Origin of the sequence: Sphingomonas sp. ABOLE, assembly GCF_003950455.1 — a bacterium.
Taxonomy (GTDB): Bacteria; Pseudomonadota; Alphaproteobacteria; order Sphingomonadales; family Sphingomonadaceae; genus Sphingomonas; species Sphingomonas trueperi.
Map to the genome: position 1 here is coordinate 18,762 of NZ_QQWY01000047.1, position 14,053 is coordinate 32,814.

The following is a 14,053-nucleotide window of genomic DNA, read 5'->3' on the forward strand; positions in this document are numbered from 1 at the left end:
CGATCACTCCGCTGCCATCGCGAGGCCAGTGTCGGCGCCGCTCCATTTCTCAGGATTGTCGGGGAAGGCGATCCGCTCGATCGCGGCTTCCATGGTGAGGCCCTGCGCCATCAGCGACTTGATGTCGGCGAAGGTCTGCGGGCTCGAGGAAAACACGGTCGCCGAATAGGGATCAAGGACGAGGCGGCCAGTGGCCAACATGTCTGGCCCCTTGATGAGGATGTCCGAATACTCCCGGCCCTGCCGCTTCAGCGAGCGCAGGAGTGCGTCGGTGTGATCGTCCATCTCGAAGCGGTCGTGCTTCTTGAAGTCGGCGATAGTCTCTTCCTTCTGCTGAAGGATGACGAACCAATCGCTGTTCTCGAGTGCAGCCTTGGAGCCATCGGACTTGTAATAGTCGTTGAGGCTTTGCGTCGCGGTCACCAGCGACGCGCCGTACTTTCGGCACGTGCGGGCATAGGCCTCAATGAAGTCGGCCATGGAGCCGCCCTTCAGCATCTGCCAGGCCTCATCGAGGAGCAGCGCCTTGGGTATCGAGCGATCGACCTTGCGCATCATCTGGCTGGCCAGGAACATGATGGCGGTCAGCACTACCGAACGCAGCTCTTCGCGGGAGGAGAGGTCGGACAGCTCGAAGACGGTCAGGTCTGCCTTGAGCTGGAACGACACCTCACCTTGGAAGAACCGGCCATAGGTGCCGGCGGCCGAGAACGGCCGCATCGCGATGCCAAGGTCGCGCGCCAGATCCGTGCCGGCGCCGTTGAGCGCCTCGATCACTTCATCGATCGAACCCTGGCGGCCGCTGGTCGACCACACGTGGTTGACCGCGCCGTCGATGAGGCCGCGTTCGGTGTCGTTCAGCTTGTCGATGTGCCGGGCCATTTGGCTGATGATCGACTTGAGCATCGCCAGGCAGTCGAGGAGGTAATCCTCGTCGTTCTCGGCCTGCACCGGGTCGATCATCGAGAAGGGGTTGATGCAAAACCCCGACGACATGGTGAACTCGACGAACGCGCCGTTCTGCAGCTTGGCCGAGTGCTCGAAAGAGCGGCCATCATCGATCACGACAACCTTGGAGCCGGCGCCGCACAGCGCTGCGCAGAGCTCCTGGAGCGCGACCGACTTGCCCGACCCCGATTTGCCGAAGACCGCCACGTTGTGGTTGCCAGCGCTGTTCTCGAAGGGTGACCAGTAGAAGGGTTGGCCCCGCCTACCGATCAGCATGAGATGCGGGATATGCCCGCCCAGATACTCGCCCTGCATCGGCGCGAGATTGCCGGCGGTCGTGCTGAGCATCGTCCGCATCCGCTTCATGTTGCGCAGGTCGTAAGAGAGACCGTTGCTCATGGTCATAGGCATGGCCGCGAGCAGGCCCTGAACCTGCAGGTAGCGATCGTCGAGCAGATCCCACCCGGCGGACCGGTAGATCGACTTCAGCACACGCTCGTTGGCGTCGCCCTTGCCCATGGGACTGAATGCGGTGACCGAGTAGAACACCTGCAGGAGCCTGCGGCCTTGGCGAAGTTCGTCTCGGACGTGCTGCCACTCCGCGGACTGATCCTTGAGCTGGGGAAGCAGCCGCGCCGATTTGCTGTCGGCCAGCGAGGTCGTGCGCAGGAATTTGCGCCCCGCGCGCTGCGCCTCGGCCTCGGCATCCGGAAAGTCGATCAGCAGGTTGGTCGAAACGGGGCAGGGGAAGCGCAGCTTGTCGGCAAAGATGTCGCCAATGAGCTTGGCACTATCCCAGGGAGCCCAACGAGGCGGCAGATTGCGGACCGAAAAGCTGCGGACGTCGAATACGTCAGGGTAAATTTCCCCGATCTCTGGCGCGTTATCGACGGTGCGGCCCGTGGGGCGAAAGCGCTCGGTACGGAGGAGCACCCGGTCCGGCTCAATCTTCATCTCGAGGTCCTGACGGACCGCCTGATCGGCAATTGGATCGAAGGGGTTGTAGGTGATAGTGTCGTCACCCGGCGCCGTGGTCGGCGAGATGATATCGTCGATCCACCCGATCAGGCCGGCAGGATCGATCGCCCTTGCGTGAACGCTGATCGATTCCAGCATCGCAAGAAGCGCATCAAGCGTAGCCGTGATTTCCTCGTTGGTGACGCGGCTCGTCTCGGGCGTGGCATAGGCGATGAGGAGACGATGGTTGCGCAGGTGCATCGGCGAGGACGACGAGAGCGAGGACCAAACGCCGTTCTGCAGATACTCCGTGCGGTGTTTCGCCATGCGCTCGTAGATGCCGGCGGCGGCGTAGCGCGGCATGTACCACTGAGAGAGGCGGCCGCCCACGCGCGGGCTCTGCCAGGAGTGGAACTCTAAAGATCCCGGTGCCGGCACTGCCTCCGAGAGGAACTGCGTCATGATCTCGCCAGTGCGCTCACTGGCACCGACCATAGGCGTCGCTTCCACGACGAAACCGCGCGAGCCAGCGTTGTAGAAGATGTTCGCCTTGGGGTCGAAGCTTCGGTACGGCAGCCAGTTGCAGAAGCGCGGCACCGCGGTCGACGGACGCTCGGACTCCGGCGTCGCGGAATCCCCGAGCATCAGGTTGAGCATGTTGCGCACGAAGCTCATCGGTCGCCTCCATTCACACCGGGGAAGGAGGGCGCGCGGAGGGTTGGCACCGGCACCGACCCAGCTGCGGAGCGCGTGTCGTTCTCAAGGGTTGCAGCCGCCGAGCGGATAAGCGGGTTCGTGTTCATGGCGCCGATCGCCGCCTTGCCCGCCTCTGCCGCCCGCGCCGGCACGATCGTGCCGTTCGCGCGAGCAGGGGCGAGGTTCGCGGAAGAAGTGGGGTTGGGCTTGGCGGACGGGAGGTTGAGCGACACCCTGGGGAGCGGGTTGGTGCCGGCGTTGGTGGAGCGGACCGCCTCGGAGGGCTTGGCGGGCAAGAGCCGCCGCGCCACGTCTTCCTTGATCGCGCCGATCGGATCTGCGGCCGCCGGCGTCGTCGATGCGCTCGCTCGCGATCGTGCCGCCTCGACCGCAGCAGGATCAGGCATTGCAGCGTCGTCGCCGTCGGCCCCGGGCACTTCTGCGCGCTCGACGGCGGCCAGGAGCGTGCCAGAGCCGGTGGCGGCAGCGACCTCGGCGGGGCTGGTTGCCACCGCGTCCTGCGCGGCAGCGCTCTGCCAGTCACCGCGGTCGACCACGGCATGCACGATCGACCGCTCGTGAAGGCGTCCGATGCCGTCGATGTAGGACGGGAAGACGATCCGAAGCACCTTCTCGCCAGTGCGCGCAGGATTGGCCGAGGCAACCGCGCGGATCGTCTGCGCCGCGTCCTTGGGAGCGCTGTAGGGGCCAGCTGGGGAGAGCTGGGTGTCGCCCTCGTCTCCTGCGATCATCGACAGCGCCTTGTCGTCGATGATCGACGTCGGGGCGCAGCTGCCACCTTCAGGCGCGCCGCAGGTGAAGCTGCCCTTGATGTTGCCGCTGAGGCCCATGCAGCTGGACAGCGCGGTAGCGCTGGCCATGAGAAGCGCGGCGCGCGCGAGGTTCGCGTTCACGAGCGGCCTCCATCGATCCAGGCCTTCAGAAACTCCTTCGGGCGGTAGCCTTCGATGACCGCACCATCGGAGCGGACGATGACGGGCGTGCCGGCGAGGCCGTTGGCGCGGGCGTACTTCTCGTTCGCATCGAGGCCTGAGGTGTCGCAGGAGCCGCCCGATTGGACCGGCTCGCCGGCGTAGGCCTGGTGCAGCGCCTTCTCGCGATTTTTCGCGCAGTACACCTGGTTGGCCAGCTCACGGCTGCCGAGCGTCGAAATCGGCCGCTCAACAACCCGAACATTCATGTCGCGCAGGCTGTTGCTGAGCGCGCGGCAGTAGCTGCAGCGGAAGTCGCTGAAGACGGTGACGGTCGTCCCCGAGGGATTGCCCCACGCGATCGCGCCGCTCTGGGGAAGGCCGCTCAGATCGAGATGCTTGATGGCCGGGGGCGGCGTCTTCGCTGACCGGGTGATCGGCGCATCCTTGTCGCCGTCACCGCCTGCATTGGCCGCCTTCGCTGCGCCGCCGACCAGCATGTCCGGGTTCATCTCGAGGAGGCGAACCGCGGTTAGATCCTGCTGCGTCTGCATGTCGTAGACGCGGCCGATGACGAGGAAGCGAGCGCTTTGGTCGACGTAGAAGAGCGTCGTGCCGGCGGTCACCTCGCACAGGCCGTTGACCTTCTCGCAGTTCACCTTGGTGATCTGCGTCTTGGGCAGGCGGGCCTTCAGGAGCTCGACCACCTTATCCTGCCGCGCCGAAGCGCCGGAGAGATGTGGAAGGAGGCTCGGGGTTGCCCAAGCAGCGCCGGCGAAGCTGATGATGCCGAGCAGCGCGGTCACACCGACGTTGCGCAGCTTCTTGCTGCGCAGATCCTTATTCTCAGTTGCGGACATGGACGCCCTCCAGGAAGACGATTTCGACATCGATACCCGTCGGCATTTCGATGACGGGCTGGTACTGCTCGGCGCGCTCGATCAGGTACTTCGAGACCATGTCGCCGGTCTGCGCGACGCCCTGGCCGAGGCCGCCCTGCGCGATGTCCTCGACGCTGAGCTGCTGGCGCTTGCCGTTCACGGTCACGCTCGGCGCCATGAAGGACTGCTGCGCATTGGCGGAGAAGCCTCGCCCGAAACCGCCGACGAGGCCGGCGAGGAAGGCCTGCGAAACGAGGGAGCCTTCGCGGCTCACGACGCGGCCGCGAACGCCGGCCTTGCCGCCGAACGCGATGAAGCCCTTCACCTCGCTGACGGCGTAGCGCCCACCCGGCTGCGGGCAGGTCATCTTCTGCAGCTTCACATAGACCTTCTCGCTCGACAGCTCGCCGCGCGCCGCGCCGTTGATCAGGCAGCCCTGGATCTTGGTGGTGAGGAGCTTGCCGTTGGAGAAGACGCTGCGCGCAGGGCCAGTCACGCGGAGCACCACCGGCATGGGATCGGTCTGGCTGTTAGTGCCGGCGGTCGCATCTACGCCGACGATCACGCGAGCGGTCGCGAAGGAGTTCGGCGGCAGGTAGTTCGGGCTGTCCGTGTAGACGGTGTTGCCCTTCTCCACCTTCTTTGCCGTGCCGGTGTCGGCCGTAGTGAAGGAGACCAGCTTGATCTCGTTCGCACGGGTAGGGGCCGGGGGCGGGCCTGCATCCGCTGCCGCTTTGGCACCGCCCTTCGCGTCAGGCCGCTGGTAGAGCTGCTGGCCCGTCGGACCGTACATGGCTGCAGGGCCGGCGATCGTCGGCGCGGGGGCGGCGGCGCGCTCGTTCAGCTGGCGGCGCAGCTGCTCGTTCTCGGCCTGGTAGGCGCTGACCACGCGCTGACCATCCGCGCTCATGGACTGATTCTGCGACTTCAGCTGATCCAGCTGCTGCTGGAGCTGGTCGACGCGGGAGTTGGTGCCGTTCGCCGCCTTGAGCTGGTTGTCGACGCTCTGGAAGCGGTTCTCCGAGAGCGACATCCACTCCTGTTCGGAGAGGTTGCGGTTCATCAGATCCTTGGTTGAGACCGTGACCTCGGTCGGCTTGTCAGGATCGGCCTTGGGCTTCCCGTCACCGCCGAAGATCCAGAAGCTGGCGCCGACGAGGCCGACAAGGCCACCGCCCGCCAGCATCATGCGCTGCTTCTTCTTGACGGCATCATTGCCGCCCAGGTCACCCGCGACAGGCGAGACGGTGTTGTCGGAAGGCGCGGGATCCAGCGCCTTCCGGTTGCGGGAGAACATGTCGGAGAGGCCCATGGTCAATTCCCCGTGGTGCGAGAGACGAGATACGCCGTCGTAACCTGCCCAGCGGCCAGCTTGGGCTGGACGATCGACACGGCGAGTGCGGTGGAGGGGGCGACGGTCGCTTCGTTGAGAAGCGCCTCATCCTTCCCCTTGTTCTCGATGCGCAGCACCCGACCCGTCATCTCGTCGCCGCGGTACTCGGCGATCATCTGGACCTTGAGATTGCCGACATAGACGGGACGCAGCGAGCGCTGGCGCATCTCGTAGCCGTCGAGAACGCGGTTCGTGTACATGGCCTGGACTAGATCGACGGCCGCGTCCTGCGGCGAACGCTGCGCGGCCTTGACGGCGGTGCCACCCTCAGCGGCCTCCGCCTTGGCGATAGCGGGGTTCGAGATGAACACCTGGACCGCATCGGCGCCGGACACACGGCACACGAACTTGTAAACGTATCCGCGCTTGCTGGTGGCGAAGAAGGAGAGGGCAGGGCGGGTGAACCCTTCCGGCACCGACAGGTAGATGTCGCCGCGCACCGGCTCGTTGACGACGCTGAAGTCGTCCGTGGGGTTGCCCGTGTTGATCTTTGAAACGCTCGAGAACTCGTCCTCGACCAGGCTGATGCGGGTCAGGTCCTTGGCGGAAGCGTTGCAGGACACCTGCCCGCCGTCCGAGGCCTGCACGGTCTGATCGGCAGCGAGCGCGGGCCGCGCGAAGAACAGGAACATCGCCGCTGCGAGGAGCGCTGCGCCGAGCATCCGGCTGAGCATGCACAGGCGCGAGACGAGCGCGGTGCCGAGCACCGCGCTACCGATGGCCAGGTAGTTCATGGAAGTGCCTTTCGCGACTTGGGATCGACGACCATCCCGAAGCCAGCGAGCTTCAACGAGACGCCGTTATACTCCCAATCGAATTGAAAGGTGCGGACGTCGTTAGAGATGATCTTTTGCCCCACGATGGTGTGGAGCTGGCCAGTGACGGTCGAGCGAAGGTTCTTCGGATCGACGGTCATCGACTGAATGGTGAAGAACTGCGCGATGCTGGAGCTGCGCTGTTCGTCAACGACCTTGAGCAGATCCGCCTTGATCTTCCCGTGCGCCTTGGCGCTCGTGATATCGAGGACCGAGTTCATCCAGTAGTCGAGGTTGCTCGGAGAGCGATCGAGAACCAGGACGGCGGTGTCGCGCGTCACCAGCTCCAGATACTCGCGCGAGACGCCCGCGCTGCTGAGGAGCAGCGGCGAGCGAAGCACCGGCTGGAGGACGATCTCGCGGGGCCGGGTGGCCGAGACGAGAAGCATAACGCCGATGACGCCTGCGAGAGCGAGGACGGCCATTCCGAGCAGATTGCGCTGGCGGAGGATCCGCTGGCTCTGCCCATGCTGATAGGTGAAATCCATGTCAGCCCACCATCACGCGGAGGTAGGAAGGTGGCGTGGCCCGAACGGAGGGAAATCCTCCGGGCAGATGCCAATAGGCCAGATGAATCAGCCAAGACGTCGCTTTCCCGGCCTTTGCCTTGCGTAACAGCCACCAGCACGCGATCGCGAAACCAATGCCGAAAACGATGTGCTGGGAAAGGATCCCCCAAACGAAGGGGATGATCATCGCGAGGAACTCGTCCAGCGTCCAAAACCCGATCAGCTCAGGATCATCCAGATGCGAGTGGATCACGTACTTGTCTGCCATCGCGCCACCTTCTCGAAGGGCTCCGGCGAAGCTGCCGACTTCGCCGGAGCAGACGGTCAGATCGTCGCGGTGACGGTCGAGGTGACGATCGGGATACCGGTGCCGGCACCGACGCCGACGCCGACGGGGATCGCGACCTGGCTGAGCGAGAAGCGGCCCGAGGCCAGGCCGACGACACCACCGGCAAGCGACAGCACGGTGATGATCTTGCCGCCCGAGCCCTGCAGGAAGTTGGTGAACTGCGTCAGGGCCGTGTCGAACGTGGTGTCGGCGCCGGCGAAGGCCGGACCCGCGAGCATCGCTGCGGCGATGGCTGCCGTGGCAACGAGACCGGCGGTCTCGGCGCGACGTGCGGTGAACAGAGTCTTCATACGAAAGGTCTCCTTGGACTGAGCGCGGTCACTGCGCCCAAGCCAAGGTTGGCTCACCGGGATTCTCCGGAGCAAACAAACTCGCCGGAACTTGGTACGATTAAGAGCATTTCAACGATTAGCAGGTACGCGACTATGATTCGCGAAACCCTTGTCCCGGAGCTGGGACATGAACTCGGCTGTACTCCGACAAAATATCCGCGGGCGTCCCGAAATCGGGACTTACCGCGATATTCGCGAAAAACCGATTCGATCATCCGCTCCAGGAAGCCTATAACCGGCTGTTAACGACAACATCGTGCGACACGGTTGCAAAGGTCGCAGCAGCCCGTTGGGGGCAGGAAAAGGGCGTCTAGGTTTGATGGAACAGGCAAGTCGCGAGTGGAGCTGGAATATCTCGGAGGGCTATTTCCGGCTGATAACCGAGTGCATTCGCTTGTTCTCAAACAGCAAGACGACGTTCGGTAGCCTCGCCCAAATCATCGACGAACGCAGTGCTAGTGCGAGTGAGTTGCATAAAAACTATCGGGCGGAAGACCTGAAGAAACATCTGGAAATCATCCCAACCGATGGCGATTTACCGCTTAAAATCACGATATTGGAATCAAGCTACGATGCGATTGATGATTCGATACCGGAGATAGAAAAACTTTTGGGAGACAGCGTTAGTTTCGCTAACGCGGTATCGCTTCTGCTGTTCGACCTTGTGGTTGAGGAGAATAGGACTGAGTTCGTAACGAAATTTGGGCTCTCTATGCTTGACGCTAAGGCGTACAAAGGGGCTGCAAAGCGCACCGATGGGAAGGTAGTACCTATCCGATAGCTCCCGGGCCTTCATCCACGCCTCATTTTAGGTTGCAAAATGGGACGGCTGATGGTTACTTTTCCCTGTCCTGAACAGGGGGTTTCGTATGCAGTTAGTGCCCACTGCGGAGCGATCCGCGGACGAGTGCGGTAGAGCGGAGGTCGAGTATGCCGACTTCTTGGGAGCAATTATCAAGGAGCAGAAGCTCAGCTATAGAGACATCGAGGCGGCGTGCTCCCGGAGGCTAACCAAAAGCCGTCTAGGGCGCATCTTCAACGATGATCGATCGAAGCGCTCCCCAATCAAGCTGGGAGAAGTTTACGTTTTGCTCGATGTACTAAAAGTCGGATACTACCAAGCGGCCCTTTCCATACAGCTGATCCGTGAATATCCGCAGGTAGAGCATGACGCATATACCAATATTGCAATGCTCATATCGAATGCGCTTCAGGGTCTGCCGGAAAAAATATTTGATCTTCTTGCGATGATCGATGGCCTGGAAGCGTCTGATATCTATCCGACTCATGGCAGGCACATCCAGCAGGTGGTTTTGGAGAGGCTTGAAGTAGACTATCGTGGCTTCGCTAAGCGCAAGGACCAACGGATCGCGCTAAGCGCTGTATCGAATTTTTGAGGTAACAGGGTCGCACCTGTCATTCGCTCGCGAGATAAGCGTAATTGGCTCCGCGAGCCGGCTGTTGAGAACTCACTCCAGCCACCAAACATTCAGAAAAGCACTGGTCCTAATCTGATCGCCAGACGGTCAGAATGCGGTCCCATCCGTGCTGTGACGGCATGCCCGAAAGCACGAGCCGGCTCCTGCCTTGCATGGATCTGGAGAACGGTCGACCAAACAAGCCCAAGCATCACAGTTAAGAGGCGCTAGGCAAGGTAGCCCATAACGCATTGAAGCAATGGCCTAATTGCTGACGTGATGCCTGATAGCACGAGCCCTTGCGCTGGGCCGCCGGGGGAGGCGAAGAGGAACACCTCTCGAACATACCTAGCGGGATCTGCCCCGAATCGGCGGTCAAGCAAGCGTCCCAGCCGCTGGGACGGCCGAACAGCAGGCAATCATGCGTGACGCGATACCTGAAAGCACGAGTCCGTGAGGGGATGCGTTACCCAAAAGCACGAACTTCCGGTCACGTGATACCCGAAAGCACGAACTTTTGGTGGCAGCCATACCCGATAGCACGAACCAAAGGTGAAGACCGGCAACGGTGACGGTGTCTATCCTGGCCACGACCTTCGAGGCTGACCAAGTGTGCTTCCACGAAGGCGAAGATCGCAAACAGGAGACTCGAGCAGAGCGCAGCCACCGGCCTACGGCCGACCAGGTTAAATGGGTTTGAAGCCGGTCGATGAGCGGCCTCTAAACCACCGCTGAACAAGCAGATCCTTTTCGCGCCGATCGGTAGCCACGGGATCTCTTTGCCTGCACGGGCTCCAGCACCGGAGAACCGAACGATGACTCGTGCCCTGCGCCCTGGAGCGGGATTGCGTAAGTATGACCAGGCAGCCGCAACCGCCGATGCATTCGCCGCGAAATTCGACGGCGTGGAGCTGTCGCTTTCGCCGGGCAAGCTGCTGACTGCACTCAAGAGGGCTGCAAGCTACGAGCGCATTCCTCTCCGGGTCATCACTTTGATCGATTTGCTGTTTTCCTGGACGAAGCCGCAGGATTGGGTGCCCGGTTCAACCCCGGTGGTCTGGCCGAGCAACGCACTCCTCGCTGAAAAGCTCGGTGTCGGCGTCAGGCAGGTACAAAACATCCTGAAGCAGGCACAGCAGCTCGGCTTGATTGCCTATCGCGACAGCCCCAATGGACATCGTGGCGGCCAAAGAGACGCAAACGGTTCGCTCCGCTGGGCCTACGGGATCGTTCTTGCACCGATCGGCGCGCGCTACCGTGAATTCGTCGAGATTGCTGAACGAGGTGCGGTCAAGGACAAGGAGTTGGAGGTTCTCAATCGACGTCTCAAGGCATGCCGGCGCAAGGTTCGAGAGCTGGCTCAAACCGTGGTCGATAGCGGGTTGCCGCACGTAGACGCCGATCGAGAGCTTGCGCTGGTCCACATGGCGGCTGCCCAACTCAAGGGCTCGCGCGATCCTGATCTGCTACGTTCGTGCGTCGAGCAGATGGAGGAAAGAGAGAAGGCGTTGGCTGAGGAAGTTAGGCTAGCGCTATTGGACGATTCCAAAGCGCAGATGGAAGAAATTTCATGCTCGGATGAAGAGGACTTCGCCCACATAACAACTACAAACCAACCTCAACCTGCTAAAGCAGTTACAGGTAGGGGCTCAGCGGTGAGCAGTAGTCGTGGATCCGGCACGCTCACATCTGCCGACGAATCGCTGGTGGAGAAGGACCTCGCCATTCACGGGGTCACGCCGTCCTTCCTGGCTGAAGTGGCACCCGACATCTGCGCGGACCTTCTCAACGGCGATCGTCCGTGGGGTGTTGTCGTTGCGACTGCGGAGAGGCTGTCTGCCCAGCATCAGATCCCGGCGCACGCCTGGAGGGAAGCGTGCCGGGTCATGGGGGTTCGAGGAGCCGCGGCGTCGGTCATCGCTACGATCCAGAAATTCCGTTCAGGGGAAGTGCGAAAGCCCGGTGCGTACCTGCGCGGGATGAGTGGAAAGGCCGCTAAGGGCGAGCTCCACTTAGGAAGGACCATGCACGGCCTGAAGGAGGCGAACCGCGCTCTAGCAGTTCGCTGCATGGAGACGACAGCGACCGCCAGGCCGATAGGCGCTCTTCTGCGCTCGCTGGATGGACCAGCCCAAGGCATGCTGAGACGATATACCTGAAAGCACGAGCGCGGGCTGCTAATCCCCCCATTTCGGCGTCCGCTAGCCAGTGCCGCGGGCCAGATGGTGAACAAATGCTCGTGCTATCGGGTATGCCGTGCCCGTTGGGGCTGACCGTAGGGTTAAGATCGCTTATTCTTCAACGTGAGAATCCGAGGAAAGAGGGATGACCAAGACAATCAGCGCTCCGATGCAGGGTCGACTTTTCGATCGGTTGGATAGCCCAATGACCGGGAAGGTCCGCGGCGAGCGCAGCGTCATGGACTTTCCGCTCTTCGCGCTGTCCAAAAAGCCTCAAATGGAAGAGATCCGCTACGAATTTGGCGACGTGAAGATCCAGATCAAGCCAAGTTCCATGGGTATTGCTACCATGTGGGACAAGGAAATCCTCATTTATGTTTCTTCGGTGATCGCGAATCGCATGCAGGATCTTGGCGAATCTGGTCGCGAGGTGAAGTTCAACACCCATGACTTCTTCCGCGTGACCGGCGTAAATCGTCCCTCGAAACGCGATTACGAGCGATTTTCTGACGCTTTGGCACGCCTTCAGGGCACCCAGATCCAGACCAACATCGAGACCGGGAACCGAGGAACGCGAGGCTATTTCTCCTGGTTTTCGGAAGCGCACTCGGAGACCCGCCGGCTTCCCGATGGGACGGTTCAGCTAGAGTCAGTGCGTGTCATGATCTGTGATTGGCTAGCGCGAGCCATCACCTACGACAACCGAATGTATAATTATCACCCAGATTACTTCAAACTGGGTTCGATCGAACGTCGTATCTACGAGCTCGCTCATTGCTATAGCGATAGCGGGGATTATGAGGTTCCACTCGAATATTTAGCGTCGAAGATCGGTTCGCAAGCTGGAACAGCGAAGTTTCGACAGCAGCTCAAGAAAGTCGAAAGCGAGGACCGGCTCCCGGAGTATGAAATAGCGATCCACGACGTCGTGTCGAACGACAAGGTCGAGGATGCAAGGGGGCGCAAGATTCGGAAGCAGCAGACGATGGTTGTGCTAAGGCGTCGGCAGCAAAAGCGGGCCTCGAAGGAACGACTGGCGGCAGCCTGAGAGGACGTCGCCGCCGTCATCCGCCTTCAGAAGCTTAAGACGCCCGCTTCCCGACGTACCGGCCTCCGTCCCATCGTGCTCGCCTGGAGCACGGGACCGGTTGCGAGGGACGACCATTTATCGATGATGGACGCCACATATTTTTGTGTCTCGTTTATTCGCGGCACGCTGGCTTTCACGCGCCCCGGTCCTGCATTGTAAGCAGCTAGGGCAAGGTGCACCTGACCATATCGATCCAGTTGTTGGCGGAGATAGCGGGCACCGCCGCGGAGATTCTGGACGACATCGTATCGGTCCACTCCAAGACCAGCCGCTGTGCCTGGCATAAGTTGCGCTAGGCCGTAAGCCTTGGCGCTTGAGACAGCGAGAGGGTTATAGCGACTCTCTTGCATGATCACCGCGTCGAAGAGACCAACGGGTATCCCGTGCTCGCACGCGATGGCACTCATCATCGAATAGTAGCTTGCGCGCCGCGCCTCCGCGGCATAGCCGAGCAACCCGGATGGAGCATAAGGGATGGGCTCACATCTACCGTTATAGCGGATCGAGGGATACACGGGCGCCGCACGCATCCAAGCTGGAACTTGGATTGAGGAGATCGGAGCCACCCGTGGCAGGGCCGCAGGTTGTGGCAGGCGCGCCGGCCCTGTGCCGCCAAAACCTTGTGCCATCTGAAATTCGACATACTGCCGACTGAGGTCGTGAACGCGAAAGGCATTCAACATCGCCTGCGTGAGCGCAGGAGGCTCTGGCGCGACCTCCTGAGTGGCCGCTGCAGGTTCGGCTTCGGGCACCGTTGGCTCCGATCCGAGCTGGATCAGCTGAACCTGACGTGACGGGCGGTTCTGCGCGATTGCCGGCGGCCCAAAGGCGACGCCAAGCGCGGCAGCGAAGTAGATCGATCGGAGCATTTCTGGCTCTCCAGGTGCTGTTTCATGAAGTGGAGTGCGGGAGGGGAAAGCTTGTCAAGCAAAGCAAAGGCAGAGACACTTTCGTCGACGCCGATTTGGAGGTCAGAGCGATGTGGCTTATAGACCGCGACACCAAAGGACTTGACGGATCGAGGATTCCGCTGCCGCCGATCGTGCGGGACGCGCTGGTTCGCTGGTATGTTGGGGAAGGTAGTCACCGCGACGAGATCGCCGGCATCAACCTGGTGCAGCAGGCTCGGATTGGTCTGAAATGGATCGCCTGCGACTGCCTCGGGCGCGACAAGGCGCCTCCCGTTCTGACGCCGGCTTATCTCTCCGAGGCCGAAACCTATTACCTTCGGCGGCTGACCCAGCGCCCTGAGCACCGGGAGGATTGCCCGTTCTTCCGCGACCAGGCCACGAACAGGGTGACGGAAGTGCGATCCCGCGCCACCGCCAACGATCCACCCGCAGGCTTTTTCTCTGTCCTGAAGCCGGCGCCGGAGAACCTTTCAAAGAAGCCTGAGAGCGATGTGACTGACGATCGCACCCGAAATGGGGGCGTTTGCGGGAGGGGGCGGAATCCTACGCCAAGCTCGCCCAGATAGCCGGCGCGAGATCTTACTTGTTGCTGCCTTCTACGGTCGCGCCAGAAAGGCGACGGCTCAGTTCTATCCGGCGATG

Annotated in this window: 13 protein-coding genes and 1 pseudogene; 5 read left to right on the forward strand and 9 right to left on the reverse strand. The window is 61.7% G+C overall.

The window, feature by feature from the left end; translation table 11 throughout:
• Positions 1-3: 3 nt before the first annotated feature.
• Genes traC through CA234_RS20970 form a run of 8 tightly spaced genes read right to left on the reverse strand, consistent with a single transcriptional unit; the run spans position 4 to position 7,770 of the window.
• On the reverse strand, positions 4-2,580 hold the full coding sequence (gene traC, locus CA234_RS20935; RefSeq protein WP_126002661.1) for a type IV secretion system protein TraC: 2,577 nt from the start codon (positions 2,578-2,580) through the stop codon (positions 4-6).
• Positions 2,577-3,515 (reverse strand): TraV family lipoprotein, encoded by a 939-nt coding sequence (locus CA234_RS20940; RefSeq protein ID WP_126002662.1) that lies wholly within the window; start codon positions 3,513-3,515, stop codon positions 2,577-2,579. The genes traC and CA234_RS20940 overlap by 4 nt, the downstream gene beginning before the upstream one ends.
• Positions 3,512-4,393: a DsbC family protein gene (locus CA234_RS20945; protein WP_126002676.1), complete on the reverse strand. Its 882-nt coding sequence runs from the start codon at positions 4,391-4,393 to the stop codon at positions 3,512-3,514. Before CA234_RS20945 ends, CA234_RS20940 begins: the two co-directional genes overlap by 4 nt.
• Complete coding sequence (locus CA234_RS20950) at positions 4,380-5,726, reverse strand: TraB/VirB10 family protein (protein ID WP_126002663.1); 1,347 nt, start codon at positions 5,724-5,726, stop codon at positions 4,380-4,382. The genes CA234_RS20945 and CA234_RS20950 overlap by 14 nt, the downstream gene beginning before the upstream one ends.
• 2 nt (positions 5,727-5,728) lie before the next feature.
• Positions 5,729-6,541, reverse strand: coding sequence for a type-F conjugative transfer system secretin TraK (locus CA234_RS20955; RefSeq protein WP_126002664.1), 813 nt, complete (start codon positions 6,539-6,541; stop codon positions 5,729-5,731).
• Positions 6,538-7,110, reverse strand: a complete 573-nt coding sequence (locus CA234_RS20960; RefSeq protein WP_126002665.1) for a type IV conjugative transfer system protein TraE — start codon at positions 7,108-7,110, stop codon at positions 6,538-6,540. Before CA234_RS20960 ends, CA234_RS20955 begins: the two co-directional genes overlap by 4 nt.
• 1 nt (position 7,111) lies before the next feature.
• On the reverse strand, positions 7,112-7,399 hold the full coding sequence (traL, locus tag CA234_RS20965; RefSeq protein ID WP_126002666.1) for a type IV conjugative transfer system protein TraL: 288 nt from the start codon (positions 7,397-7,399) through the stop codon (positions 7,112-7,114).
• A 56-nt stretch (positions 7,400-7,455) separates the two neighbouring features.
• A complete protein-coding gene (locus tag CA234_RS20970) occupies positions 7,456-7,770 on the reverse strand; it encodes a TrbC/VirB2 family protein (RefSeq protein ID WP_066721840.1) in 315 nt (104 codons plus the stop codon).
• A 361-nt stretch (positions 7,771-8,131) separates the two neighbouring features.
• On the opposite strand from CA234_RS20970, the gene CA234_RS20975 reads away from it, so the two are divergent.
• The 4 genes from CA234_RS20975 to CA234_RS20990 all read left to right on the forward strand — a co-directional run bounded on the left by CA234_RS20975 (position 8,132) and on the right by CA234_RS20990 (position 12,458).
• The gene (locus CA234_RS20975) at positions 8,132-8,593 is read left to right on the forward strand and encodes a hypothetical protein (RefSeq protein ID WP_126002667.1); all 462 of its coding nucleotides are present in this window, start codon (positions 8,132-8,134) and stop codon (positions 8,591-8,593) included.
• Positions 8,594-8,681: 88 nt separating this feature from the next.
• Entirely contained in the window at positions 8,682-9,209 is a 528-nt protein-coding gene (locus tag CA234_RS20980; protein WP_126002668.1) for a hypothetical protein, read from the forward strand.
• An 836-nt stretch (positions 9,210-10,045) separates the two neighbouring features.
• Entirely contained in the window at positions 10,046-11,389 is a 1,344-nt protein-coding gene (gene repC, locus CA234_RS20985) for a plasmid replication protein RepC (RefSeq protein ID WP_126002669.1), read from the forward strand.
• Between the two features lie 166 nt (positions 11,390-11,555).
• Positions 11,556-12,458 (forward strand): replication initiator protein A, encoded by a 903-nt coding sequence (locus CA234_RS20990; RefSeq protein WP_126002670.1) that lies wholly within the window; start codon positions 11,556-11,558, stop codon positions 12,456-12,458.
• 26 nt (positions 12,459-12,484) lie between these two features.
• Here the strand turns inward: CA234_RS20990 and CA234_RS20995 are convergent, their stop codons facing one another.
• Positions 12,485-13,369 carry a lytic transglycosylase domain-containing protein gene (locus tag CA234_RS20995; RefSeq protein ID WP_126002671.1) on the reverse strand — a complete coding sequence of 295 codons (885 nt, stop codon included), beginning with the start codon at positions 13,367-13,369 and terminating at the stop codon, positions 12,485-12,487.
• Positions 13,370-13,479: 110 nt separating this feature from the next.
• On the opposite strand from CA234_RS20995, the pseudogene CA234_RS21000 reads away from it, so the two are divergent.
• Positions 13,480-13,926: pseudogene (locus CA234_RS21000) on the forward strand (hypothetical protein); the annotation flags it as partial.
• Positions 13,927-14,053: the final 127 nt, after the last annotated feature.

Excerpts from the sequence above, each read along its gene's own strand:
- traC (WP_126002661.1), bottom strand. The coding sequence starts at position 2,580 with ATGAGCTTCGTGCGCAACATGCTCAACCTGATGCTCGGGGATTCCGCG.
- CA234_RS20945 (WP_126002676.1), bottom strand. The coding sequence starts at position 4,393 with ATGTCCGCAACTGAGAATAAGGATCTGCGCAGCAAGAAGCTGCGCAAC.
- CA234_RS20950 (WP_126002663.1), bottom strand. The coding sequence starts at position 5,726 with ATGGGCCTCTCCGACATGTTCTCCCGCAACCGGAAGGCGCTGGATCCC.
- CA234_RS20955 (WP_126002664.1), bottom strand. The coding sequence starts at position 6,541 with ATGAACTACCTGGCCATCGGTAGCGCGGTGCTCGGCACCGCGCTCGTC.
- CA234_RS20960 (WP_126002665.1), bottom strand. The coding sequence starts at position 7,110 with ATGGATTTCACCTATCAGCATGGGCAGAGCCAGCGGATCCTCCGCCAG.
- traL (WP_126002666.1), bottom strand. The coding sequence starts at position 7,399 with ATGGCAGACAAGTACGTGATCCACTCGCATCTGGATGATCCTGAGCTG.
- CA234_RS20970 (WP_066721840.1), bottom strand. The coding sequence starts at position 7,770 with ATGAAGACTCTGTTCACCGCACGTCGCGCCGAGACCGCCGGTCTCGTT.
- CA234_RS20975 (WP_126002667.1), top strand. The coding sequence starts at position 8,132 with ATGGAACAGGCAAGTCGCGAGTGGAGCTGGAATATCTCGGAGGGCTAT.
- CA234_RS20980 (WP_126002668.1), top strand. The coding sequence starts at position 8,682 with ATGCAGTTAGTGCCCACTGCGGAGCGATCCGCGGACGAGTGCGGTAGA.
- repC (WP_126002669.1), top strand. The coding sequence starts at position 10,046 with ATGACTCGTGCCCTGCGCCCTGGAGCGGGATTGCGTAAGTATGACCAG.
- CA234_RS20990 (WP_126002670.1), top strand. The coding sequence starts at position 11,556 with ATGACCAAGACAATCAGCGCTCCGATGCAGGGTCGACTTTTCGATCGG.
- CA234_RS20995 (WP_126002671.1), bottom strand. The coding sequence starts at position 13,369 with ATGCTCCGATCGATCTACTTCGCTGCCGCGCTTGGCGTCGCCTTTGGG.